The sequence below is a fragment of the Serinicoccus profundi genome (assembly GCF_008001015.1).
GTDB lineage: Bacteria > Actinomycetota > Actinomycetes > Actinomycetales > Dermatophilaceae > Ornithinicoccus > Ornithinicoccus profundi.
In genome coordinates, this window is record NZ_CP042862.1 from 2,013,938 (window position 1) to 2,034,789 (window position 20,852).

At 72.9% G+C, this 20,852-nt stretch carries 21 protein-coding genes; 7 read left to right on the forward strand and 14 right to left on the reverse strand.

Annotated features, from left to right (window positions below; translation table 11 throughout):
• Window positions 1-43 precede the first annotated feature (43 nt).
• From FA582_RS09265 to FA582_RS16755, 5 genes are all read left to right on the forward strand, one after another.
• Window positions 44-1,096, forward strand: a complete 1,053-nt coding sequence (locus FA582_RS09265; RefSeq protein WP_010147550.1) for a metal ABC transporter substrate-binding protein — start codon at window positions 44-46, stop codon at window positions 1,094-1,096.
• The gene (locus FA582_RS09270; RefSeq protein WP_010147551.1) at window positions 1,093-1,833 is read left to right on the forward strand and encodes a metal ABC transporter ATP-binding protein; all 741 of its coding nucleotides are present in this window, start codon (window positions 1,093-1,095) and stop codon (window positions 1,831-1,833) included. The genes FA582_RS09265 and FA582_RS09270 overlap by 4 nt, the downstream gene beginning before the upstream one ends.
• Window positions 1,830-2,924, forward strand: a complete 1,095-nt coding sequence (locus tag FA582_RS09275; RefSeq protein ID WP_010147552.1) for a metal ABC transporter permease — start codon at window positions 1,830-1,832, stop codon at window positions 2,922-2,924. Before FA582_RS09270 ends, FA582_RS09275 begins: the two co-directional genes overlap by 4 nt.
• Window positions 2,921-3,307, forward strand: coding sequence for a Fur family transcriptional regulator (locus tag FA582_RS09280; protein ID WP_010147553.1), 387 nt, complete (start codon window positions 2,921-2,923; stop codon window positions 3,305-3,307). The genes FA582_RS09275 and FA582_RS09280 overlap by 4 nt, the downstream gene beginning before the upstream one ends.
• A gap of 192 nt (window positions 3,308-3,499) precedes the next feature.
• Window positions 3,500-4,906 (forward strand): GNAT family N-acetyltransferase, encoded by a 1,407-nt coding sequence (locus FA582_RS16755; RefSeq protein ID WP_010147554.1) that lies wholly within the window; start codon window positions 3,500-3,502, stop codon window positions 4,904-4,906.
• A 112-nt stretch (window positions 4,907-5,018) separates the two neighbouring features.
• On the opposite strand, the gene FA582_RS09290 is transcribed toward FA582_RS16755, so the two are convergent.
• The 3 genes from FA582_RS09290 to recO all read right to left on the reverse strand — a co-directional run bounded on the left by FA582_RS09290 (window position 5,019) and on the right by recO (window position 6,918).
• A complete protein-coding gene (locus FA582_RS09290) occupies window positions 5,019-5,297 on the reverse strand; it encodes a hypothetical protein (RefSeq protein ID WP_141567605.1) in 279 nt (92 codons plus the stop codon).
• Window positions 5,298-5,392: 95 nt separating this feature from the next.
• On the reverse strand, window positions 5,393-6,181 hold the full coding sequence (locus FA582_RS09295) for an isoprenyl transferase (protein WP_010147555.1): 789 nt from the start codon (window positions 6,179-6,181) through the stop codon (window positions 5,393-5,395).
• A 5-nt stretch (window positions 6,182-6,186) separates the two neighbouring features.
• A complete protein-coding gene (gene recO, locus FA582_RS09300; RefSeq protein ID WP_010147557.1) occupies window positions 6,187-6,918 on the reverse strand; it encodes a DNA repair protein RecO in 732 nt (243 codons plus the stop codon).
• A gap of 112 nt (window positions 6,919-7,030) precedes the next feature.
• On the opposite strand from recO, the gene FA582_RS09305 reads away from it, so the two are divergent.
• Window positions 7,031-7,666, forward strand: a complete 636-nt coding sequence (locus tag FA582_RS09305) for an alpha-ketoglutarate-dependent dioxygenase AlkB (protein WP_010147558.1) — start codon at window positions 7,031-7,033, stop codon at window positions 7,664-7,666.
• A 54-nt stretch (window positions 7,667-7,720) separates the two neighbouring features.
• On the opposite strand, the gene ptsP is transcribed toward FA582_RS09305, so the two are convergent.
• From ptsP to dhaK, 3 genes are read right to left on the reverse strand one after another with little or no spacing between them, the layout of a single operon-like run.
• Window positions 7,721-10,219 (reverse strand): phosphoenolpyruvate--protein phosphotransferase, encoded by a 2,499-nt coding sequence (gene ptsP / locus FA582_RS09310; protein ID WP_202798087.1) that lies wholly within the window; start codon window positions 10,217-10,219, stop codon window positions 7,721-7,723.
• On the reverse strand, window positions 10,212-10,838 hold the full coding sequence (gene dhaL / locus FA582_RS09315) for a dihydroxyacetone kinase subunit DhaL (protein WP_010147561.1): 627 nt from the start codon (window positions 10,836-10,838) through the stop codon (window positions 10,212-10,214). The genes ptsP and dhaL overlap by 8 nt, the downstream gene beginning before the upstream one ends.
• A gap of 4 nt (window positions 10,839-10,842) precedes the next feature.
• Window positions 10,843-11,844: a dihydroxyacetone kinase subunit DhaK gene (dhaK, locus tag FA582_RS09320; protein ID WP_010147562.1), complete on the reverse strand. Its 1,002-nt coding sequence runs from the start codon at window positions 11,842-11,844 to the stop codon at window positions 10,843-10,845.
• Here dhaK and FA582_RS09325 point away from each other — a divergent pair.
• Entirely contained in the window at window positions 11,843-12,439 is a 597-nt protein-coding gene (locus FA582_RS09325) for a PH domain-containing protein (RefSeq protein WP_010147563.1), read from the forward strand. The two genes, dhaK and FA582_RS09325, sit on opposite strands and share 2 nt — an antisense overlap.
• Before the next feature lie 13 nt (window positions 12,440-12,452).
• Here the strand turns inward: FA582_RS09325 and era are convergent, their stop codons facing one another.
• The 8 genes from era to hrcA form a co-directional block, all read right to left on the reverse strand.
• Window positions 12,453-13,376 carry a GTPase Era gene (gene era / locus FA582_RS09330; protein ID WP_010147564.1) on the reverse strand — a complete coding sequence of 308 codons (924 nt, stop codon included), beginning with the start codon at window positions 13,374-13,376 and terminating at the stop codon, window positions 12,453-12,455.
• On the reverse strand, window positions 13,366-14,805 hold the full coding sequence (locus FA582_RS09335) for a hemolysin family protein (protein WP_010147565.1): 1,440 nt from the start codon (window positions 14,803-14,805) through the stop codon (window positions 13,366-13,368). Before FA582_RS09335 ends, era begins: the two co-directional genes overlap by 11 nt.
• The gene (ybeY, locus tag FA582_RS09340; protein ID WP_010147566.1) at window positions 14,802-15,320 is read right to left on the reverse strand and encodes an rRNA maturation RNase YbeY; all 519 of its coding nucleotides are present in this window, start codon (window positions 15,318-15,320) and stop codon (window positions 14,802-14,804) included. Before ybeY ends, FA582_RS09335 begins: the two co-directional genes overlap by 4 nt.
• A complete protein-coding gene (locus FA582_RS09345; protein ID WP_010147568.1) occupies window positions 15,317-16,378 on the reverse strand; it encodes a PhoH family protein in 1,062 nt (353 codons plus the stop codon). Before FA582_RS09345 ends, ybeY begins: the two co-directional genes overlap by 4 nt.
• A 13-nt stretch (window positions 16,379-16,391) precedes the next feature.
• Entirely contained in the window at window positions 16,392-17,789 is a 1,398-nt protein-coding gene (locus FA582_RS09350; RefSeq protein WP_010147569.1) for an MFS transporter, read from the reverse strand.
• Complete coding sequence (locus FA582_RS09355; protein ID WP_010147571.1) at window positions 17,786-18,523, reverse strand: 16S rRNA (uracil(1498)-N(3))-methyltransferase; 738 nt, start codon at window positions 18,521-18,523, stop codon at window positions 17,786-17,788. Before FA582_RS09355 ends, FA582_RS09350 begins: the two co-directional genes overlap by 4 nt.
• Before the next feature lie 3 nt (window positions 18,524-18,526).
• Window positions 18,527-19,651, reverse strand: a complete 1,125-nt coding sequence (gene dnaJ / locus FA582_RS09360; RefSeq protein WP_010147572.1) for a molecular chaperone DnaJ — start codon at window positions 19,649-19,651, stop codon at window positions 18,527-18,529.
• Window positions 19,652-19,745: 94 nt separating this feature from the next.
• Complete coding sequence (hrcA, locus tag FA582_RS09365) at window positions 19,746-20,765, reverse strand: heat-inducible transcriptional repressor HrcA (RefSeq protein ID WP_010147573.1); 1,020 nt, start codon at window positions 20,763-20,765, stop codon at window positions 19,746-19,748.
• Between the last annotated feature and the right edge of the window lie 87 nt (window positions 20,766-20,852).

Here is a 20,852-nt window from a genome sequence, read left to right on the forward strand (position 1 = left end):
CACCCATTTTGACAATCATTCTCATCCCCAACATACTCGGGGTATGCCGATCTCCCCTCGCCCCGTGCTGGTCGCCTCCTCCCTCGCCCTGGTCCTCGCCGCGTGCGGCGGGACCACGACACCGGAGGGGTCTGCCGATGCCGGCGCGGAGGGCTCGGCCTCGGTCGAGGTGACCGCCAGCTTCTACCCGTTGGAGTACCTCCTCACCCGCGTCGCCGGTGACCACGCCGAGGTGAGCACCCTGACCGCGGCGGGTATCGACCCGCACGACCTCGAACTGTCCCCTCGCGACGTCGGCTCCCTCGGCCAGTCGGACCTCGTGGTCTACTCCGCGGGGATGCAGCCGGCCGTCGACGATGCCGTCGCGAGCCAGGCTGCCGACAACTCCTTCGACGCCAGCGAGAGCGCCGACCTGCTCGCGGTGGGTGAGTCGGCCGAGGAGCACGACGAGCACGCCGGTGAGTCCGAGGAGGAGCACGGGGAGCACGCGGGTGAGTCCGAGGAGGAGCACGCCGAGCACGCCGACGAGGAGGACGCAGCCGCCGAGGAGGGCCACGACGACCACGGCCACGGCGGCGAGGACCCCCACTTCTGGCTCGACCCCGAGCGCTACGGCGACGTCGCCCTGGCGATGGCCGACCGGCTCGGCGAGGTCGACCCGGACAACGCGCAGAGCTACGCCGCCAACGCGGAGGCGGTCGTCGCCGACCTGGACGCGCTGGACGAGGAGTTCGCGACCGGACTCGCGGACTGCACGACGCGTGACCTGGTGACCACGCACGAGGCCTTCGGCTACCTCGCCGCCCGCTACGACCTCGACCAGGTCGGCATCACCGGCATCTCGCCGGAGTCCGAGCCCTCGGCCGCACGCCTGGCCGAGGTCACCGCCCAGGTGGACGAGCTCGGTGTCGGGACGATCTATGCCGAGCCGATCCTCACCGACGCCATCGCCGACACGGTGGCGACGGAGACGGGTGCGCAGGTGCTCGTCCTCGACCCGCTCGAGGGCATCACCGACGCCTCCGCCGGTGAGGACTACCTTGAGGTCATGCGTTCCAACCTCTCGGCCCTCCAGGAGGGGCTCGGCTGCTCATGAGCGAGTCCGCCCCACCGGTCCTCCGGCTCCGCGACGCGGCCTTCGGCTACCAGGGCCGCCCGGTCGTCGCCGACGTCGACCTCACCGTCTCCCGCGGTGAGGTTGTCGCGGTGCTCGGCCCCAACGGCTCGGGCAAGACGACGCTGGTCACCGGCCTGCTCGGCCTGTCCGAGCACCTGACCGGCACCGCCGAGGTGCTCGGCACCCCCCTGGCGCGGCTGCGCGACCGGACGCGCCTGGGCTACGTGCCGCAACGGCATACCCTCACCGGCGGCGTGCGCGCCACGGTGACCGAGGTCGTCGCCACCGGCCTGCTCGCCGCCCGGCCGTGGTGGCGCCCGGCCGGACGGGCCGACCGCGACGCCGTGCGCGACGCGCTGGAGACGGTCGGCCTGGCCGATCGCGCCCGCTTCGACGTCGACACCCTCTCCGGCGGCCAGCAGCGCCGAGTCCTCATCGCCCGCGCGCTCGTCGCCCGACCCGACGTCCTCGTCATGGACGAGCCCACCGCCGGGGTCGACCACGCGAGCCAGGCCGTGCTCGCGGGGGTGCTCCAGCGCCTCGGCGCCAGCGGCACGACGATGCTCGTCGTCACGCACGAGCTCGCCGCCCTGCGGGGCGTCGTCGACCGCATCGTCGAGGTCGACACCGGACACCTCGTCTTCGACGGCACCCCGCAGCGGTATGCCGAGCACCAGGCCGAGCGCGCCCGCTCGGTGGGGCGGGGTGCGGCATGAGCGAGATGCTGTCGCTGGATTTCATGCGCAACGCCCTGCTGGCCGCGCTGGTCGTGGGGCTCGCCGCGCCGATGGTCGGGATCTTCCTGGTCCAGCGCCGACTGTCCCTCATCGGTGACGGCCTCGGCCACGTGGCCCTGGCCGGTGTCGCGATCGGTGTGGTCACCCAGGGCAGCCCGGTGTGGGCCGCGCTGGTGGCGGCCGTCCTGGCCGGGGTCGCGATCGAGCTCATCCGCGCCCGCGGGCGCACCTCGGGTGACGTCGCGCTGGCGCTGATGTTCTACGGCGGCATCGCGGCCGGTGTCGTCATCATCAACAAGGTCGACGGGGCCCAGACCGCCAACCTCACGGGGTACCTCTTCGGCGCGATCACGACGACGACCCGGTCCGACGTGCTCGTCTTCGCCGCCCTGTGCGCCCTGATCGTCGTCGTCACGGTCGTGCTGCGACAACGCTTCTTCGCCGTCGCCGGCGACGAGGAGTACGCCCGCGCCTCCGGCCTGCCCGTCCTGGCGCTCAACATCGTGCTGGCGATCCTCACCGCCGTCACCGTGGTGGTCGCCATGCGCGTCATCGGGCTGCTGCTCATCAGCGCACTCATGATCATCCCCAACGCGGCCGCCCAGCAGGTGTCGTCGAGCTTCCGCGCCGCGAGCTGGTGGGCCGTGGCGATCGGGGTGCTCTCCTCGGTCGGCGGGGTCACGACGAGCTACTACGCCGACACCGCCTCGGGCGGGACGGTCGTGCTGCTCGCGATCGGCTTCTTCTTCCTGGCGGCGGTCGCAGGCACCGCCCGCCGGGCCCTGTCCGCCGCACGGCACCGGTATGCCGAGCGCCACCCGCACGAGCACGGCCTCGGCTGCGGCCACGAGGCGGTCCCGCACGGCGACCACGTCGACTACCTGCACGACGGGCACCGGCACGCCGCGCACGAGGGTCACTACGACGAGCACGCCACCGACGGTCATGCAGGCGGCGACCATCCGGATGACGGCGACCCCCACGGCGCCGACCCCGCGCAGGCGGGGCGGGTCCGCGCCGGCGGCGAGGCAAGGCATACCCTGGACGACCGCGAGGAGGTGCCCCGATGACCACGACCCGACGACCCACCCGGCAGCAGAGCGCTGTCATCGACGCCCTCGGCTCGACCCAGGACTTCACCAGCGCCCAGGACCTGCACGCCCACCTGCGCGAGGCCGGCGAGAAGGTCGGCCTGGCCACGGTCTACCGCACCCTGTCCACCCTCGCCGACTCCGGCGACGTGGACGTGCTGCGCACCGGCGACGGCGAGGCGGTCTACCGCAAGTGCTCCACCGGCCATCACCACCATCTGGTGTGCCGCGGCTGCGGACGCACGGTGGAGGTCGAGGGCCCGGCGGTCGAGCAGTGGACCGACTCCATCGCGGCCGAGCACGGCTTCACCGAGGTGGCCCATACGCTGGAGATCTTCGGCACCTGCCGCGACTGCGGCTGACCCGACGTCCCCTCCCCCGCCCCACCTCCCCGCCTCCCCCGCCCCCCTCTGGGAGTGACCACGGGATAGCACGACCTCCATCGGCAAACTCGGCGATGACACCCGTGCTAGGCCGTGGTCGGTCCCGCTTGGGGCGCCCCTGCGCGAAAACGGGTTGTCCGCCGGTCGTCGGCTGCCTAGCCTCACCGGACCATGAGCTTCACGATCCGCGACTACGCCGAGCACGACGAACCGTCCTGGCTGCGCTGCCGGGCGCTGTCCTTCCTCGGGTCCTCCTACTTCGACGACGTCTTGAGCCGGCGCACGACCTTCGACGGCGAGTCCGTGCAGCTCGTCGCCGTGAGACCGAAGCCGGAGGGTATGACGACGCCTGGCCCGGACGAGGTCGTCGGCATCCTCGACGTGGAGCTCTGGGAGGACGCCGGGCAGCCGGTGGCCACCATCGACACCATCGCCGTGCACCCTGACCACCAGCGCGAGGGCATCGCGGGTGCTCTCTTCGCCACGGCGCTGGACCGGTTGCGCGGGCACGAGCTCGCCTGGGTGGACGCCTACACGCGGGAGGACCCTGAAGCGTGCGGCTGGTATGCCGCGCAGGGCTTCCTGATCGACAGCACCTACCTGCACGTCTACCGTGGCGGCGAGGAGGGGGCGGAGGACGCGCACGGCGACGACGGCTTCACGGGGCCGTTCGGGCTGGGCCCGCCGGTCAAAGCCTTCTTCCACGGGCCGGATGAGGACCCCGGGCCGTGGCGTGAGCGCTTCGCCCGGGTGCACCAGTGCCGACGTTTCCTGCGCCGCCTCGACGTCACGGCCTGGCCGGAGGACCCGCGCCTCGCGGCACTCTACGACGTGGAGAACGCCGGCACCTGGGACCACGACTACTTCCGCGCCCTGGCCCGGCGCGTCGGCGCCCGCCGCGTCACCGACGTCGGCTGCGGCACGGGCACCCTCACGGTCGCCCTGGCCGGGGACGGCCACGAGGTCATCGGCCTGGAGCCCGCTGCCGCGAGCCTGGCCGTCGCGCGCAGCAAGCCCGGCGCCGAGGCAGTCACCTGGATCCACGGGTATGCCGATCTCCTCCCGGCCGCCGCTGCCGACCTGGTCGTCATGACCGCACACGTGGCGCAGTACTTCATCGAGGATGACGAATGGGACGACGCGCTGGCCGCGATGCACCAGCACCTGGCCCCGGGAGGCCACCTCGCCTTCGACTCGCGCAACCCGGCCACCCGCGGCTGGGAGGGCTGGACCGCTGAGGCGACGCGGACGACATACCCCCATCCGGAGGGCGGTGAGGTCACGGCGTGGGTCGAGGTCGACCGGGTCGAGCCGACCCCGGGCGAGGTCGGCGGGGAGCCGCGCGGACCGGTCGTCACCCACATCGGGCATACCGTGCTGACGCCTCCCGCCGGGCGCACCTCCGCACGAGAAGAGCACCTGGCCTACCCGGAGTCGCTGCGCTTCCGCACGCGCGCCGAGCTGGAGCAGACGCTCAGCCGGGCCGGGTTCGAGATCGTCGAGATCGCCGGCGACTGGGACGGCACCCCAGCGGGCCCGGACTCGGCGGAACACATCGTGCTGCCCCGCCGCGCCTGACCCGGCCTTCCCGCCCCTGCCCGGACCGACCACGGCATAGCACGACCCCCATCGGGAAGTTTGCCGATGGAGGTCAGGCTAGGCCGTGGTCACTCCCAGCGCGGGCGGGCCGTCAGCGCCCGGGCCGACTCGCCTCGTGCGCGTAGATCGCCACGGCGTCATCACCCTCGCAGCAGCCGAAGCGGCCGGCGTCGGGGTCCTCACGGAGGCACCCGCACGCGCAGGAGTGGGGAGCGGGGCGGCCGGTCTCGTCCCGCGGCCCGCCGCCCAGGACGAACATCTCGCCGCACCGGGGGCAACGGTATGCCGCCGCGCCGCCCCAGCCTCCGCCCGGCGTCGCGGAGGGTCCCCACCCCAGGAAGCGGTAGCCGGGCACCACCGGGCCGGGCACCACAGGAGCTGCCTTCGCAGCCCCGTCCACGCGCCGTCCGCTCCCGCGTCGCCCCGCCACCCTCGCGAGCCACCCCTCGCGTCGCGCCCGGCCACTCATGGCTTCGGCGTGTCCACGGCGCCGCCGTAGCGTCGGTCGCGAGAGGCATACTGCTCGATCGCCGCCCACAGGTCGCGCCGGTCGTAGTCGGGCCAGAGCACGTCCTGGAAGACCATCTCGGCGTAGGCGCTCTGCCAGAGCAGGAAGTTGGACGTGCGCTGCTCCCCCGAGCTGCGGACGAAGAGGTCCACGTCCGGCACCTCCGGGTGGTAGAGGTAACGTCCGATGGTGCGCTCGTCGACGCCCCGCGGCGACAGGCGCCCGGCCTTGACGTCCTCGGCGATGCGGCGGACGGCGTCACCGATCTCGGCACGCCCCCCGTAGTTGACGCAGAAGTTGAGGGTGATCACCTCGTTGTCCCGCGTCTGGCGCTCGGCCGACTCCAGCTCGGAGATCACCGAACGCCACAGCCGCGGTCGCCGCCCGGACCAGACGACCCGCACCCCCCAGGAGTCCAGCTCCTCGCGGCGCCGGTGGATCACCTCACGGTTGAAGCCCATGAGGAAGCGGACCTCGTCGGGGCTACGGCGCCAGTTCTCGGTGGAGAAGGCGTAGGCGCTGATGCACTTCACCCCGATCTCGATGCCGCCGGCGATGACGTCGAGCAGCGAGGCCTCGCCCGCCTCGTGCCCCTGGGTGCGCTTCAGCCCACGCTGGTTGGCCCAGCGTCCGTTGCCGTCCATGACGATCGCCACGTGGCGGGGCACCAGCTCGGCCGGGATCTGCGGCGGCCTCGCACCGGAGCGGTGCGGGGTCGGCGGCTGCGGTGGTCGGACGGCTCTCATCTGGCTCAGGGGGTCCTCTCCAGGTGTCGCAGCGAGCGCACGCCACGCTCCAGGTGCCACTGCAGGTATGCCGCCACGAGCCCGCTCGCCTCGCCCCGGTGACGGCTCTGGCTGGCGTCGGCGAGGGTCCAGTCGCTGGTGAAGAGTGCCGCGAGCAGCGCCATCGTCTCGGGCGCGGGTGCGGTCGAGCCCGGCGGGCGGCAGACCGGGCAGACCACGCCGCCCGAGGGCACGTGGAAGGCGCGGTGCGGCCCGGTCATCCCGCACCGCGCACAGTTGACGAAGCTCGCCCGCCACCCGGCGATGGCGAGGGCACGCAGCAGGTAGGAGTCGAGGACCAGGCGGGCATCGTGCTCCCCGCCGGCGAGCGCCGCCAGCCCCCCGGCGAGCAGCCGGAAGTGCTGCAGCGCGGGCGTCCCCTCCTCCGTGAGCTGCTCGCAGGTCTCGAGCATGACGCTGGCGGCGGTGTAGGACGGGTAGTCGCGGGAGATGACCTCGCCGTAGGGCGCGAGCCCGTCGGCCTGGGTGATGGTGTCGAGGTTGCGCCCCTCGTAGCACTGGACGTCGACGACCATCCCCGGCTCCAGCCGGGCCCCGAACTTGCTGGACGTGCGCCGGACCCCCTTGGCCACGGCGCGGATCCGCCCGCGTGTCCGCCCCAGCAGGATGACGATGCGGTCGGCCTCACCCAGTTTGTACGTCCGCAGCACGATCGCGGCGTCACGGTAGGTGGGCATACCCCAGTGTCCCACCGACCCCCGTCGCAGCCCGGCACCCCGCCCCGGGACGCGCCCGACCCGCCGTCGCCGAACACCCCGCTCTTCGCACACGTGTTCTAGACTGGGGACCATGATGCTCCAGGGCTCACTGCTCGACCAGGTCGACGAGGTCGGTCTGCGGCCGCTGGCGGGCGGGGTGCGCCGCACCCCGCTCGACCACGGTGCGTGGATCGACCTGCGCCCGGGCTGGGTGACCGGCTCGGACGCGCTCTTCTCCCGCCTCGCCCTCGGTGGACCGGCGGGGGTGGAGTGGCACGGCGAGGAGCGGCAGATGTGGGACAAGCAGGTGACGACCCCTCGGCTGCTCCGCTTCTACCGCGAGCGCGAGACGCTCCCCGATCCCGTCCTGGAGCGCGCGCGCCTGGATCTCAGCCGGTGGTATGCCGGCGAGCTCGGCGAGCCCTTCGTCACCGCCGGCATGTGCCTCTACCGCGACGGGCGCGACAGCGTGGCCTGGCACGGTGACCGGGTCGGGCGCAGCAAGGAGCACGACACCATGGTCGCCATCGTCTCGCTCGGCGCGCCCCGCTCCCTCATGCTGCGCCCGCGGGGTGGCGGGACGAGCATCCGGCACGTCCTCGGCCACGGAGACCTGTTGGTCATGGGCGGGTCGTGCCAGCGCACCTGGGACCACTGCGTGCCCAAGACGACCTCACCGGTGGGCCCGCGCATCAGCATCCAGTTCCGCCCGCGCGGGGTGCGCTGAGCACGCAAGGGTATGCGGTGAGCCGGGCGCGCGCCGCGCCCGGACCGTCAGGCCTCAGGCGTGGAGCGCGAGCAGGTCGCGCACCGCGGCGGCGTCCCGGGCGGCGACGGCGCCCGCCGCGAGATCCTGCAGGTCGCGCAGCGAGCCGGCCCGCAGGCGTGACTTGATCGTCGGCACGGCGCTCGGTGACGCGCTGAGCTCACGGACCCCTAGGCCCACGAGCAGCCCGGCGACGTCGGGGTCGCTGGCCAGCTCTCCGCACAGGCTGACGACGACGCCCTCGGGAGCTCGGTCGCAGATGTAGCGGATGAGCTGCAGGACAGAGGGATCGAGGCCGTCGGACCACGTCGCGACCTTCGGGTTGCCGCGCTCGGCGGCCAGGGTGTACTGGCTGAGGTCGTTGCTGCCGATCGAGATGACGTCGAGCCCACGGGCCAACCTGGCGAGACGCACGGCCACTGCCGGGACCTCGACCATGATGCCGACGCCCAGCTGGTGCGGCGGGGCGGAGAGCCCCAGCCGCCGGGCGGCCTCCTGCAGCCGCGCCCTGGCCCAGTCGACGTCGTCCACCGAGGTGACCATGGGGAAGAGGACGTTGACCCGGTGCGCGCGGGCGACCTGGCAGAGCGCCTCGAGCTGATCGAGCAACAACGACGGGTCGTCCCGGAAGGCGCGGATCCCGCGCACCCCGAGGAAGGGGTTGGCCTCCGGCTCGATGGGGATGAAGTCCAGCGGCTTGTCGCCGCCGACGTCCCACGTGCGGATGGTCACGGCGTGCGGGGCGAAGGACTGCGCGATCGCGGAGTAGACCTCCACCTGCTGCTCGACGGTCGGGGCGCGGTGCCACTGGGCGAAGACCGCCTCGGTCCGCACCAGCCCAGACCCCTCTGCACCCAGCCCTGCTCCCAGCCGGGCGACCGCGAGCGAGGAGACGTTGGCCTTGACCGTGATGCGGGCGCCGTCCCTGGTGACGACGGGCAGGTGGGTGTCGGCGAGGGCCTGCTCCCGCTCGGCGGCGCGCCGCTCCAGCACCTGGGAGAAGGCCGCCTGGACCTCCGGCGGCGGGTCGATCTCCAGCCGTCCCGCGCGGGCGTCGAAGGCGATGACCGTGCCCGGGGCGACATCGGCGCGGGCACCTGCGCCGGTGAGCACGGGCACCCCGCGGGCCCGGGCGATGAGCACGCCGTGCCCCAGAGCGCCCCCGTGCCGGGTGACGACGCCGCGGATGGCGCCGGCGTCGAGGGAGATCGCGAGGGCCGGGTCGAGCTCTTCGACGACGAGGACGCCCTCCCCCAGGGACTCGGGCTCGGCCACGTCGAGCAGGACCCGCATGACGCGCTCGCCGATGCTGCGCACGTCCTGCGCGCGTTCCTGCAGGTAGGCGTCGGGCAGGGCCTCGAAGCGGGCGGCCACGGTGTCGACCGCGCCCTGCCAGGCAACGGCAGCCGCCTCGCCCGCGCCGATCCGGGTCTCGACATCGGTGATCAGCTCGGGGTCGCGCAGCAGCGCGGCGTGCGCGTCGAACACCTCGGCCTGCCCATGGCCGAGATGGCGCCGGGCCCGGGTCGCGAGCTGCTCGAGCGTGCCGAGAGCGTCAGCCACCGCGCCGCTCAGACGCCCCTGCTCCTGCTCCGCCCCCTCGGAGACCAGGTCACCGGGGTCCGGCACCGTCTGGTGGAGGACGGCCGGGCCCATCGCGGCCTCGAGCCCGGAGCCGGCGACCCCGGGCTCGTCGCTCACGGCGGGCGCGGGGGCCTGCTCATCGGCCAGCGGCTGCGCCGGGCCGGGCTCGTCCCCGAAGGCGGTGGCCGCCAGCCGCTCGATCTGGCCGAGGACGTCGGCGGCCTGCTCCCCCGTCGCCTCGACCCGCAGTACGTGGCCCTGCAGCGCGCCGAGCGTGGCGACGCCGGAGAGGCTGAGCGCGTCCACGGGTCCGGTTCCGGTCGTCATGTTGCGCACCCGCACCCTGGTCCCGGGCGACACCCCGCCGGCGGTCGACACGAGGCGGGCCGCGGGCCGCGCGTGCAGACCGTGCTCCCCCGTGACCGACACCTCGACGCAGTCCCACTCGCACGGCTCGTCCTCTGGGGCCTGCTGGCCGGGAGCCTGGTCCGCCGGCGCATCACCCAGGTGGGCCGCCTTGGCGTCGAGCCCGCGGCGCGCCTCGGTCGCGCAGGTGGCGAGGTCGGCCCCGGTGCCTGCGGCCACGGTGGCCGCGATGAGACCCTCGACGAGCGGGGCCGAGCTGACGACGACCCGTGCGGCGACCGCGGGGTCCACCATCTCCAGGGCCATCTCAGTGGAGAGCACCGCGCTGCCCAGGTCGACGAGCACGAGCACGCCAGCGCCCTGAGACGCCTCGTCGGCGCGGCCCACGGCCTCGGCGATGGCGACCGCGTCGGTGCCGGTCGTCTCCTCGTCCAGCCCTGCGGCGATCTCGAGCCTCGGGCCGCCCTCGGGGCTCATCTCCGCGGCGAGCGCGACGGCCGCCGTGGCCAGGGCCCGGCTGTGCGAGACGACGACCAGCGCGATCATCGCGGCCGGCTCACGCAAGCGTCTTCGCCGCGGCCTCGATGAGCAGGGTCGCGCTGGTGGCTCCCGGGTCCTGGTGCCCGGCGCTGCGCTCCCCGAGGTAGGACGCGCGTCCCTTGCGCGCCACCATCGGCTCGGTGGCGTCGCGCCCCTGCGCCGCGGCGTCCGCCGCCGCGCGCAGGGCGTCCGCGAGCTCGGCCCCCGACCCGGCGGCCTCCTCGAAGGCGTCGAGCGCGGGTGAGAGCGCGTCATACATCGTCTTGTCGCCGGTCTCGGCCTTGCCGCGCGCCACGATGCCCTCGACCCCGGCGCGCAGCGCCTGGCCGAACTCGCGTGCCCCGACGTCCTCGCTCGCGGCCAGCGGACCGGCCAGCCGCAGGAAGAAGGTGCCGTAGAGCGGCCCCGAGGCGCCACCGACGGTGCTCACCAACGTCATACCGACCTTTTTGAGGTAGGCGTCGATGGTGGAGAACTCCTCGGTGTCGGCCAGCGCGGCGCAGGCGGTGAGACCGCGCAGCATGTTGCTCCCGTGATCGGCGTCCCCGATCGCGCGGTCGAGCTCGGTCAGGTGCTCGGCGTGGGTCGTGATGCTCTCCGAGCATGCTGCGATCCACGCCTGGAATGCTGTCAGGTCAGCCATGTGCTCATCCTCCCCATCGCAGGCCGGGCGTGTCCACGGGAGCATCCCACAACCGGACCATCTCCTCGTCCACCCGGAGGAGCGTGACCGAGCACCCGGCCATGTCGAGGGAGGTGATGTAGTTGCCGACGAGCGAGCGGGCCACCGTGATGCCGGCCTCGTCGAGGAGCCGGGAGACCTCGCCGTACATGAGGTAGAGCTCGAGCAGCGGCGTGCCGCCCAGGCCGTTGACGAAGGCGATGACCGACTCGCCCCGCTCGAGCCCCAGGTCGGCGAGGACCGGATCGACGAGGCGGGAGGCGACCTCGCGCGCGGGGGCGAGCTTCTCGGTGGAGCGGCCGGGCTCACCATGGATGCCGATGCCGATCTCCATCTCGTCCTCCGCGAGCTCGAAGGTCGGCTTCCCTGCGGCGGGGACGGTGCACGAGGTCAGCGCGATCCCCATGGACCGGCCCTGGTCGTTGACGCGGCGCGCGAGGTCGGCGCAGGCCGCGAGGTCCTGCCCCTCCTCCGCGGCCGCGCCGACGATCTTCTCGAGCAGCACGGTGACCCCGACGCCGCGGCGTCCGGCGGTGTAGAGGCTGTCCTGGACCGCGACGTCGTCGTCGGTGATCACGGCCTCGACCTCAATGCCGGAGTCGGCGGCGAGCTCGGCGGCCATCTCGAAGTTCATGACATCGCCGGTGTAGTTCTTGACGATGTGCAGGACCCCGGCGCCACCGTCGACGGCGACGGTCGCGGCGAGGATCTGGTCGGGCACGGGCGAGGTGAACACCTCACCGGCACAGGCGGCGTCGAGCATCCCGCGCCCGACGAAGCCACCGTGCAGCGGCTCGTGGCCGGAGCCACCGCCGGAGACGAGGGCGACCTTGCCGGAGACCGGGGAGTCGGCGCGGAGCACGAGCTTGTGGTCGAGGTCGACGCGCAGGTGGGACGGGTGGGCGGCCGCCATCCCGGCCAGCGCCTCGACGACCACGTCAGCGGGGTCGTTGAGCAGCTTCTTCATGGCGCTCACTCTGCCACGGAACAGGCCGCCGGGGTATGCCGTGGGCGAGAAGAGGTTCTTCGGCGTCGTCCCCATCCGGGTGGCCACGGCGTGGCCCCGACAGGCACCTCAGATCGAGATCCGAGAGGATGACGACGTGAGCCAGGACGACCAGAGGGAGGAAGATGCCGCCACCCAGTGGCCGAATCACCGGGGGCGTGGCCGCCGATGGCTGATCGCCTTCCTTGCGCTGCTCCTGGTCATGCAGCTGCTCCGTCTGGCGCAGGGGATCTGGACGATGTCCACCCTGGGTGCGACGGCGGGGATCACCGGGATCCCCATGATCCTCCTCACCCTGATGTTCCTCCGCCCGCGCACACGCGCGACCGACCGTGGACTGCTCGTCCGTGGCCACCTGTCGCGGGAGCGCCTCGTCCCCTGGGCCGAGTTGGAGGACATCACCGCCGAGGGCGGACGCTGGGCCACCACCGTCACGGCCCGGCTGACCGACGGCAGCCGCTTCCCGCTCCCCGGAGTCCAGCCTGCTGACGTCGAGGACGTCCGCACGGCCAGCGTCCACCTCACCGGGGGCAGGTCGGACGACGGGGTCGGCTGACCCTGCCCAGGCCTCAGAAGCCGAGGCGGTCCAGGGCCTTGGGGTCGCGCTGCCAGTCCTTGGCCACCTTGACGTGCAGGTCGAGGTGCACCCGGTGCCCGAGGAGCGCCTCGATGCCGCGGCGGGCCTCGGTGCCGACGTCGCGCAGGCGGGAGCCGCCGCGGCCGATGATGATGGCCTTCTGGCTGGAGCGCTCGACGAAGACGTTGACCCGCACGTCGGAGAGCGGGGAACCCTCCGGACGGTCCTCGCGGGGCACGATCTCCTCGACCTGCACCGCGAGACTGTGCGGCAGCTCGTCGCGCACCCCTTCCAGCGCGGCCTCGCGGACCAGCTCGGCGATCTGCACGAGCGTGGACTCGTCGGTGATCTGGTCGGCGGGGTAGAGCGCGGGCGAGGCGGGGAGGTAGGACGCCAGCACGTCGGCGACCTCCTCGACCTGCTCACCGCCGGTCGCCGAGCACGGGATGATCGCGTCCCAGTCCCCCAGCTGGTCGATGGCCACGAGGTGCTCGGCGAGCCGGTCGCGGGTCACCGCGTCCGACTTCGTCGCGATCGCGACGACCGGCACCCTGCGCACCCGGTGCAGGTCGAGGAGGTCACGGGCGATGAAGGTGTCGCCCGGCCCGACCCGCTGGTCGCTCGGCAGACAGAACCCGATGACGTCGACCGACAGCAGCGTCTCGCGGACGACGTCGTTGAGCCGCTGCCCGAGCAGGGAGCGCGGCCGGTGGAGCCCGGGGGTGTCCACGAGGATGAGCTGGGAGGTCGGCGTCGTGCGGATGCCGCGGACAGCGTGCCGGGTGGTCTGCGGCTTGGAGGAGGTGATGGCGACCTTGCTGCCCACCAGGGCGTTGGTCAGGGTCGACTTGCCTGCGTTGGGTCGCCCCACGAGGCAGGCGAATCCGGCACGGTATGCCTCGGGCTCAGCGGACACTGCTGCTCACCTCGTCGCGGTGGTGGGTTCGTCGGTCGCCGCGACCCGCAGTGGGGTCCTCGCGGGTGCTGGGGCGGTGGGCGCGCTCGTCGCGCTCCCCCTCGGCGTGCCGGTCCTCGTCACGCTCGTCCTGCTGCTCGGTCCCGTGGTCGCGGGAGTCGGCCTCCGGCACGCGACGCACGAGCACCGTCGCGACCCGCCGACGACGGCCCGCCATCCGCTCGGCCGTGAGCTCGAGCCCGGCGACCTCGCCGACCGCACCCTGGATGGGGACCATGCCGATCGCCGTCGAGAGCAGCCCGCCGACGGAGTCGACATCCTCGGTCTCGATCTCGACGTCGAACATCTCCGCGAGGTCGTCCACCGGGAGGTTCGCCGGGACCCTGGTGCGCTCGGTGCCGTCCTCGGCGACGACCTGCTCGACCTCGACGCCGTCGCGGTCGTACTCGTCGGTGATCTCCCCCACGATCTCCTCGACGATGTCCTCGATGGTGATGAGACCTGCGGTGCCGCCGTACTCGTCGATGACCACCGCGACATGCTGCCGCCCCTGCTGCATCTCCTTGAGCAGCTCATCGACCCGCTTCATCTCCGGGATGCGCTGCACGGGCCGCATCACCTCGGTCACCGGCACGGCGCTGGCGGACTCGGCGCGGCTGTTGACGGCGCGCGCCACATCCTTGAAGTAGAGCATCCCGAGCACGTCGTCGGTGTCCTCACCCACGACCGGGACGCGCGAGAAACCCGAGCGCAGCAGGAGGGACATCGCCTGCCGGAGGACCTTCTCCGCCTTGATGGTCACGAGGTCCGGGCGGGGCACCATGACCTCCCGGGCCACGGTGTCCCCCAGCTCGAAGATGGAGTGGATCATCTCCCGCTCGTCGTCCTCGATGACCGAGGACTCCCCCGCGAGGTCGACGAGCTCGCGCAGCTCGGTCTCGTTGGCGAACGGCCCCTCGGCATACCCCCGACCGGGCGTGACGGCGTTGCCGAAGAGAACGAGGAGCTTGGCGACCGGGCCGAGGAAGAGGCGCAGCAGACGCACGACCGGCGCGGCCAGCAGGGCCACCGGCTCGGTGTGCTGGCGGCCCAGCGTGCGCGGCGAGACCCCGACGACCACGAAGGTCACGACCACCATGATCCCGATGGCGATGAGGGCGGTCTGCAGGTGGGAGTCGGTGAGGATGTCGACGGCGACGGTGACCATGACCGCGGTGGCCGCCTCGGCCGCGACCCGGACGAAGGCCGCGACGGCGAGGTAGGGCGCCGGGTCGCCCGCGATGCGCAGCAGCGCCCGCGCGCCCCCGCGTCGCTCGTCGGCCAGCTGCTCGGCCCGGCGCAGGGTGACGCGCTGCAGCGCGGTCTCACCCGCCGTGAGCAGGAAGGCGATGATCGTCGTCGCGACGGCGACGAGCACGAGGGTGGTCACGAGCGCCCGATCACGTCGTCGTCGGCCGCGCGGGTGCTGCGTCCGCGCTGGGCGAGGAAGGTCAGCAGCAGCGTGCGCTGCAGGTCGAACATCTCGCGCTCCTGCGCGGGCTCGGCGTGGTCGAAGCCGAGCAGGTGCAGGATCCCGTGCGTCGTGAGCAGCAGGACCTCGTCACCGACCGCGTGGCCGGCGCGCTGGGCCTGCTCGCGGGCCACCGACGGGCAGAGCACGACGTCGCCGAGCATGCCCCCCTGACCGTCGTCGTCACCCTCGCCCCGCCCGTGCGAACCCGGGCGCAGCTCGTCCATGGGGAAGCTCATGACGTCGGTCGGGCCGGGCAGGTCCATCCACCGCTGGTGCAGGTTGGCCATGGTGTCCTCGTCGACGAGGGTGATCGTCAGCTCGGCCCGCGGGTTCACCCGCAGCTGGTCCAGCACGTGCCGGCCCAGGTCGGCCAGCTCCTGCTCCGGCACCGGCGAGGGCACCTCACCGGACTCGTTGAGCACCTCGATCATCGGGCGCCGTCCTCCGCGGCCGACTCCGGTCCGGCCGATGCCGACGACCGACGCGGGCCCGTGGCCCGTCGCTGACGCCGCTCGTCGAAGCGGCCGTAGGCGTCGACGATGTCGCTCACGAGCCGGTGCCGGACGACGTCCTGGCTGGTGAGGTGGGAGAAGTGGATGTCCTCGACGTCGGCGAGGATGTCCTGCACCACCCGCAGCCCCGACTGGGTGCCACCGGGCAGGTCCACCTGGGTGGTGTCGCCGGTGACGACCATCTTGGAGCCGAAGCCGAGCCGCGTCAGGAACATCTTCATCTGCTCGGGCGAGGTGTTCTGGGCCTCGTCGAGGATGATGAAGGCGTCGTTGAGCGACCGCCCGCGCATGTAGGCCAGCGGCGCCACCTCGATGGTCCCCGCAGCCATGAGCTTGGACATCGACTCGCTGTCGACCATGTCGTGCAGGGCGTCGTAGAGCGGCCGGAGGTAGGGGTCGATCTTGTCGGTGAGCGTGCCGGGCAGGAAGCCCAGGCGCTCCCCCGCCTCGACCGCGGGTCGGGTGAGGATGATCCGGGTGACCTGCTTGGCCTGGAGGGCCGCGACCGCCTTGGCCATGGCGAGGTAGGTCTTGCCGGTGCCCGCCGGGCCGAGCCCGAAGACGATGGTGTGCGCGTCGATCGCCTCGACGTAGTGCTTCTGGTTGAGCGTCTTGGGCCCGATCGTCTTGCCCCGGTTGGAGACGATGTTCATGGTCAGCACGTCGGCAGGGCGGTCCGAGGTCGCGGTGCGCAGCATGCCGATGCTGCGCTCCACGGCGTCGCGGTTGAGCGGCTGGCCACGGCCCACGATGGCGAGGAGCTCGTCGACGAGACGCTCGACGAGCGCCAGCTCCGCGGAGTCGCCCGTGAGGCGGAACTCGTTGCCGCGCACGTGCACGTCGACCTTGGGGAAGGCGCGCTCGATGGTGCGCAGCAGCTCGTCGCGCGGACCGAGGAGGGTGACCATGGGCACCTCGTCGGGGATGACGACGGTATGGGTGGGCTGGGGTCGTGAGCTCGGGTCGGTCTGCGTCATGAGGGTTTCCAGTCTAGACGGCGGCGCCGACAGCCGCCGTCCGTGCGGGCCGCGCCCGGACTGCGCTGAGCACCGAGAGCCACCCGACCCCGATCGAGACGACGAGGGTCCCGACGAAGGCGGTATGCGGTGCGCTCGCGTAGGTGAGGCCGAAGACCACCCCCGTCGCGGCGAGGGTCAGGGCGCTGGCGAGAGCCTCCCCGACCTGCAGGGCCGAGGAGTTGCGGCCCACCTCGCTGTCCGGGGACAGGCGCAGGGTGAGCACCGAGGTGCTGGGGTAGGCCACGCCGACGCCGAAGGTCGCCAGACCGTAGAGCCCGATGACGACCCACCCGGGCCAGGACCCCCACACGGCCACCCCGAGGACAGCCATGATCGCGGCATACACCGAGACCCCGGCGATCATGAGCCGGTAGCGGTCGCGCTCGGGGCCGACCCGGCCCTGCCACCACGACCCAAGCGCCCACGTGACCGAGGCGGCGGCCAGGACCCCGCCGGCCTGGGCCGGGCTGTAGCCGTGCTCGTCGCGGAGCATGAGCGGGAGGTAGGCCTCGGCCGCGACGAAGGACCCACCCAGGGCGGCCCGCACACCCACCACGGACGGCAACCCCCGGGCGAGCACGAGCGCGCCCGGCGGCAGCAGCTGGGTCGAGGCGAGCGCGAGCAGGACCAGGAGGACGGCACCGACGACATACTCGAAGGGTTGGATGCTCTCGCCGGCGAGGTTGAGCAGCCCGACACCGACCGCGGCGAGGACTGCCCAGCCGATGATGCGGGGGCGCAGGAAGCCTGCCTCGCTGCTCGGCCGGGTGGCGCGCAGCGCCGGACGCAGCACCCAGACCGCGACGAGGAAGCCGGGCGCGACGCCGAGGAAGACCCACCGCCACGACAGGTGCTCGACGAGCACCCCGGTGAGCAGCGGGCCGGCCAGACCGGGCAGCACCCAGGCCGCGGCGAGGAGCGAGAAGACCTTGGGCCGCAGCCCGTCCGGCACCCGCTGGGCGATGACGACGTAGATCGCCACGCTCGCCAGGCCGCTGCCCAGACCCTGCAGACCGCGCCCGAGGACGAAGACCTCCATCGAGGTCGCGAGGCCAGCGACGAGCAGACCCGCGACGAACGTGGCGGCACCGGCCAGCACCACCGGACGTGGGCCCGAGCGATCCGACCACCAGCCGCTGACGATCATGCCGACCACGCTGGCTGCGACGGTCGCGCCGAAGGCCATGTTGTAGAGGTGGTAGCCGTCCAGGGCTGCGGCGACGGTGGGCATGGCGGCCCCGACGGCGATGTATTCCAGCGCGAAGATTGCGATGAGGACCGTCGCCCCGACGGAGGCGCTGCGGATCCCTGGCGCGAAGACCGAGATCGGCGGCGCCTGTTCCGTCCGGTCGCCGGCCGGCGCCGTCATCGCCACGACCGGGAGGACGCGGCGCGCAGGACCGCCAACGCCGCCGGACCGGCCGTCGAGGTCCGCAGGACGCTGCGTCCGAGACGCACCGGCCGCGCGCCGACGCCGATCAGGTCGTCCAGCTCCTCCGGCGAGATGCCTCCCTCAGGGCCGACGACGAGCAGGATCTCGCCGGTCTCCGGCACGGCGACCGCGCTCAGCGGCTCGGTCGCCTCTTCGTGCAGCACGAGGGTCAGGTCGGCGGCCGCGGCCCGCGCGAGCAGCCCGCGTCGCCCGACCGGCTCCGCCAGCACCGGGCGGCGCAGGCGGCGGGACTGCTTGGTGGCCGCGAGGATCGTCTGGTCCCACTTGCGCAGCGCCTTGGCGCCACGGTCGCCCCGCCACCGCACGATGCTCCGGTCGGCCTGCCAGGGGACGACCTCGTCGACGTCGAGCTCGGTCGCGGTCTCGACGGCCTGCAGGTCACGCTCACCCTTGGCGAGCGCCTGCGCGAGCACGAGTCGGGGCGCGGGCTCGTCGTCGACGAGCCGTTCGAGCACGCGCAGCCACAGCGCCCCGTCACCGGCGTCGGTCACCTCGCACCGGGCGCCACGGCCCAGACCGTCGGAGACCACGACGCTCTCCCCCGCCGTGATCCGCTGCACCGTCGCCGCGTGCCGGCCCTCGGGGCCATCGAGCACGATCTCCTCACCCGTCAGGGACTCCGTGGGGAGGTGGAACAGCGGATCGCTCACGGCCTACCTGCCACGCAGCGCGTCCCAGAGGCTGTGCTTGCGGCCCACGCCGCCCGAGGAGCCCATGCGTCCGGTCGGGCTGGACTCCCCGCGGCTCTCGGCGAACTGCGCGAGGAGGTCGCGCTGCGCGTCGTTGAGCCGCGTCGGCACCTTGACGTCGAGGTGGACCACCAGGTCCCCGCGCCCCTCGCCACGCAGGTGGGTGACGCCCTTGTCGTCGAGGGAGACGGTCTGGCCGGGCTGGGTGCCGGGGCGCAGGTCGACCTCGACGGGGCCGTCTAGCGTCTCCACGGGCAGGGTCGCGCCCAAGGCAGCGGCCGTCATCGGCACCTCGAGGGTGCAGTGCAGGTCGTCGCCGCGGCGGGTGAAGACGTCGTGCGGCTCCACCTGGATCTCGACGTAGAGGTCGCCCGGCTCACCGCCGAACGGGCCCACCTCGCCCTCCCCGGCGAGCGCGATCCGGGTCCCGGTGTCGACACCGCCGGGCACCTTGAGGGTGAGATCGCGCCGGGTGCGGACCCGTCCCTCGCCGGAGCAGTCGAAGCAGGGGTGCTCGATGACGTCGCCGAAGCCGCGGCACGCCTGGCACGGGCGAGAGGTCATGACCTGGCCGAGGAAGGAACGCTGCACCTGCTGCACCTCGCCGCGCCCCTGGCATACCTCGCAGGTGCGGGTGCCGGTGCCGGGCTGGGAGCCGGCGCCGGTGCACGTGCTGCAGACCACCGCGGTGTCGATCTGCAGGGTCTGCTCTCCGCCGAAGGTCGCGGCCGGGAGGTCGATGTCCAGGCGGATGAGCGCGTCGTGGCCGCGCTGGGTGCGCGATCGCGGTCCGCGGGCGCCGGCGGCGGTGCCACCGAAGAAGGCGTCCATGATGTCGCTGAAGGTGAAGCCCTGGCCGAAGCCGCCGGTCGCGCCGCCGTAGGGGTCCTGGCCACGGTCGTAGGCGGCGCGCTTGCCGGCATCGCCCAGCACGTCATACGCCTGGCTGACGCGCTTGAACTCCGACTCGGCCTCGGCGCCGGGGTTCACGTCGGGATGCAGCTGACGGGCCTTCTTGCGATAGGCCTTCTTGATGTCCTCGGGGGTGGCCTCGCGGGCGACACCGAGATCGGCGTAGTAGTCGTTCACAGCGTGGGACGTCCTTGCGGTCGTGTCGTGTGCGGTCTCGTTCGGGTCCGGATGGTGCAACGGTGGGACGGGCGCAGGTATGCCGTGAGGTGGCTCACCCGTCGAGGATGTCGGCGACGTAGTGCGCCACGGCCCGGACCGTGGCCATCGCCTGGGGGTAGTCCATGCGGGTCGGTCCGACGACGCCCAGCCCGCCGGCGGTGCCGTAGGTCGTGGCGACGACGGAGGTCGTGCGCAGCGGCTCGTAGGGGTTCTCCGCGCCGATCGCGACGGCGACGGTCTCGCCGTCGTCGAGGGAGGCCATGCTGCCCATGAGGCGGAGCAGGACGACGTGCTCCTCCAGCGCCTCGAGCACCTGCGACAGCGATGTGGGGAAGTCGCCGCCGACCCGGGCCAGGTTGGCGGTCCCGGCCATGGCGATGCGCTCCTCGGTGCGCTCCTGCGCCGCCTCGGCGAGGGTGTCGACCACGGTCTGCGCCAGCGGACGGTCGCCCGGGGCCACCCGCTCCTGCACCGCGGCGAGCCGGGCCGGGATGCGGGCGAGCAGCTCGCCGACGGCCAGCTCGTTGACGAGCGTGCGCAGGGTGGCGACGGCGTCCGGCTCGAGAGTGAGGTCGCGCCGCACGTCCACGACCCGCTGCTCGACGCGACCGGTGCTCGTGATGAGCACGATCATGAGGCGGGTGCCTCCGACCGGGACGAGCTCGACGTGGCGCAGCGTGGAGCGGGAGAGGCTGGGGTACTGCATCACCGCGACCTGGTGGGTCAGACTGGAGAGCAGCCGGGTGGTGCGCGAGACGACGTCGTCGAGGTCGAGGGCGCCGTCGAGGAAGCGGGCGATGGCGGTGCGCTCGGCCCGGCTCATCGGCTTGATCTGCTGGAGCCGGTCCACGAAGAGGCGGTAGCCCGCGTCGGTGGGGATGCGGCCGGCGCTGGTGTGCGGCGCGGTGATGAGGCCCTCGTCCTCCAGGGCAGCCATGTCGTTGCGCACGGTGGCCGCGGAGACACCGAGCTGGTGGCGCTCGAGGAGCGCCTTGGAGCCGACGGGCTCGGAGGTCCGGACGTAGTCCTGCACGATGGCGCGCAGGATCTCCAGGCGGCGGTCCTCGCTCACGGCGGCACCCTCCTTCCTCGACGCTGGCACTCACGGACGCGGAGTGCCAGTCTACGCGAGCCGGGGGCGCGGCATACCATGTGCGCC

What these genes read in the sequence shown, in the direction of transcription:
- FA582_RS09280 (WP_010147553.1), top strand. Translation starts at nt 2,921, where the DNA reads ATGACCACGACCCGACGACCCACCCGGCAGCAGAGCGCTGTCATCGAC.
- FA582_RS09325 (WP_010147563.1), top strand. Translation starts at nt 11,843, where the DNA reads ATGGCGCTCACTCTGCCACGGAACAGGCCGCCGGGGTATGCCGTGGGC.
- dhaL (WP_010147561.1), bottom strand. Translation starts at nt 10,838, where the DNA reads ATGGCTGACCTGACAGCATTCCAGGCGTGGATCGCAGCATGCTCGGAG.
- FA582_RS09275 (WP_010147552.1), top strand. Translation starts at nt 1,830, where the DNA reads ATGAGCGAGATGCTGTCGCTGGATTTCATGCGCAACGCCCTGCTGGCC.
- FA582_RS09265 (WP_010147550.1), top strand. Translation starts at nt 44, where the DNA reads ATGCCGATCTCCCCTCGCCCCGTGCTGGTCGCCTCCTCCCTCGCCCTG.
- ybeY (WP_010147566.1), bottom strand. Translation starts at nt 15,320, where the DNA reads ATGATCGAGGTGCTCAACGAGTCCGGTGAGGTGCCCTCGCCGGTGCCG.
- FA582_RS09270 (WP_010147551.1), top strand. Translation starts at nt 1,093, where the DNA reads ATGAGCGAGTCCGCCCCACCGGTCCTCCGGCTCCGCGACGCGGCCTTC.
- FA582_RS09350 (WP_010147569.1), bottom strand. Translation starts at nt 17,789, where the DNA reads ATGACGGCGCCGGCCGGCGACCGGACGGAACAGGCGCCGCCGATCTCG.
- FA582_RS16755 (WP_010147554.1), top strand. Translation starts at nt 3,500, where the DNA reads ATGAGCTTCACGATCCGCGACTACGCCGAGCACGACGAACCGTCCTGG.
- FA582_RS09295 (WP_010147555.1), bottom strand. Translation starts at nt 6,181, where the DNA reads ATGAGAGCCGTCCGACCACCGCAGCCGCCGACCCCGCACCGCTCCGGT.
- dhaK (WP_010147562.1), bottom strand. Translation starts at nt 11,844, where the DNA reads ATGAAGAAGCTGCTCAACGACCCCGCTGACGTGGTCGTCGAGGCGCTG.
- recO (WP_010147557.1), bottom strand. Translation starts at nt 6,918, where the DNA reads ATGCCCACCTACCGTGACGCCGCGATCGTGCTGCGGACGTACAAACTG.
- FA582_RS09345 (WP_010147568.1), bottom strand. Translation starts at nt 16,378, where the DNA reads ATGACGCAGACCGACCCGAGCTCACGACCCCAGCCCACCCATACCGTC.
- FA582_RS09305 (WP_010147558.1), top strand. Translation starts at nt 7,031, where the DNA reads ATGATGCTCCAGGGCTCACTGCTCGACCAGGTCGACGAGGTCGGTCTG.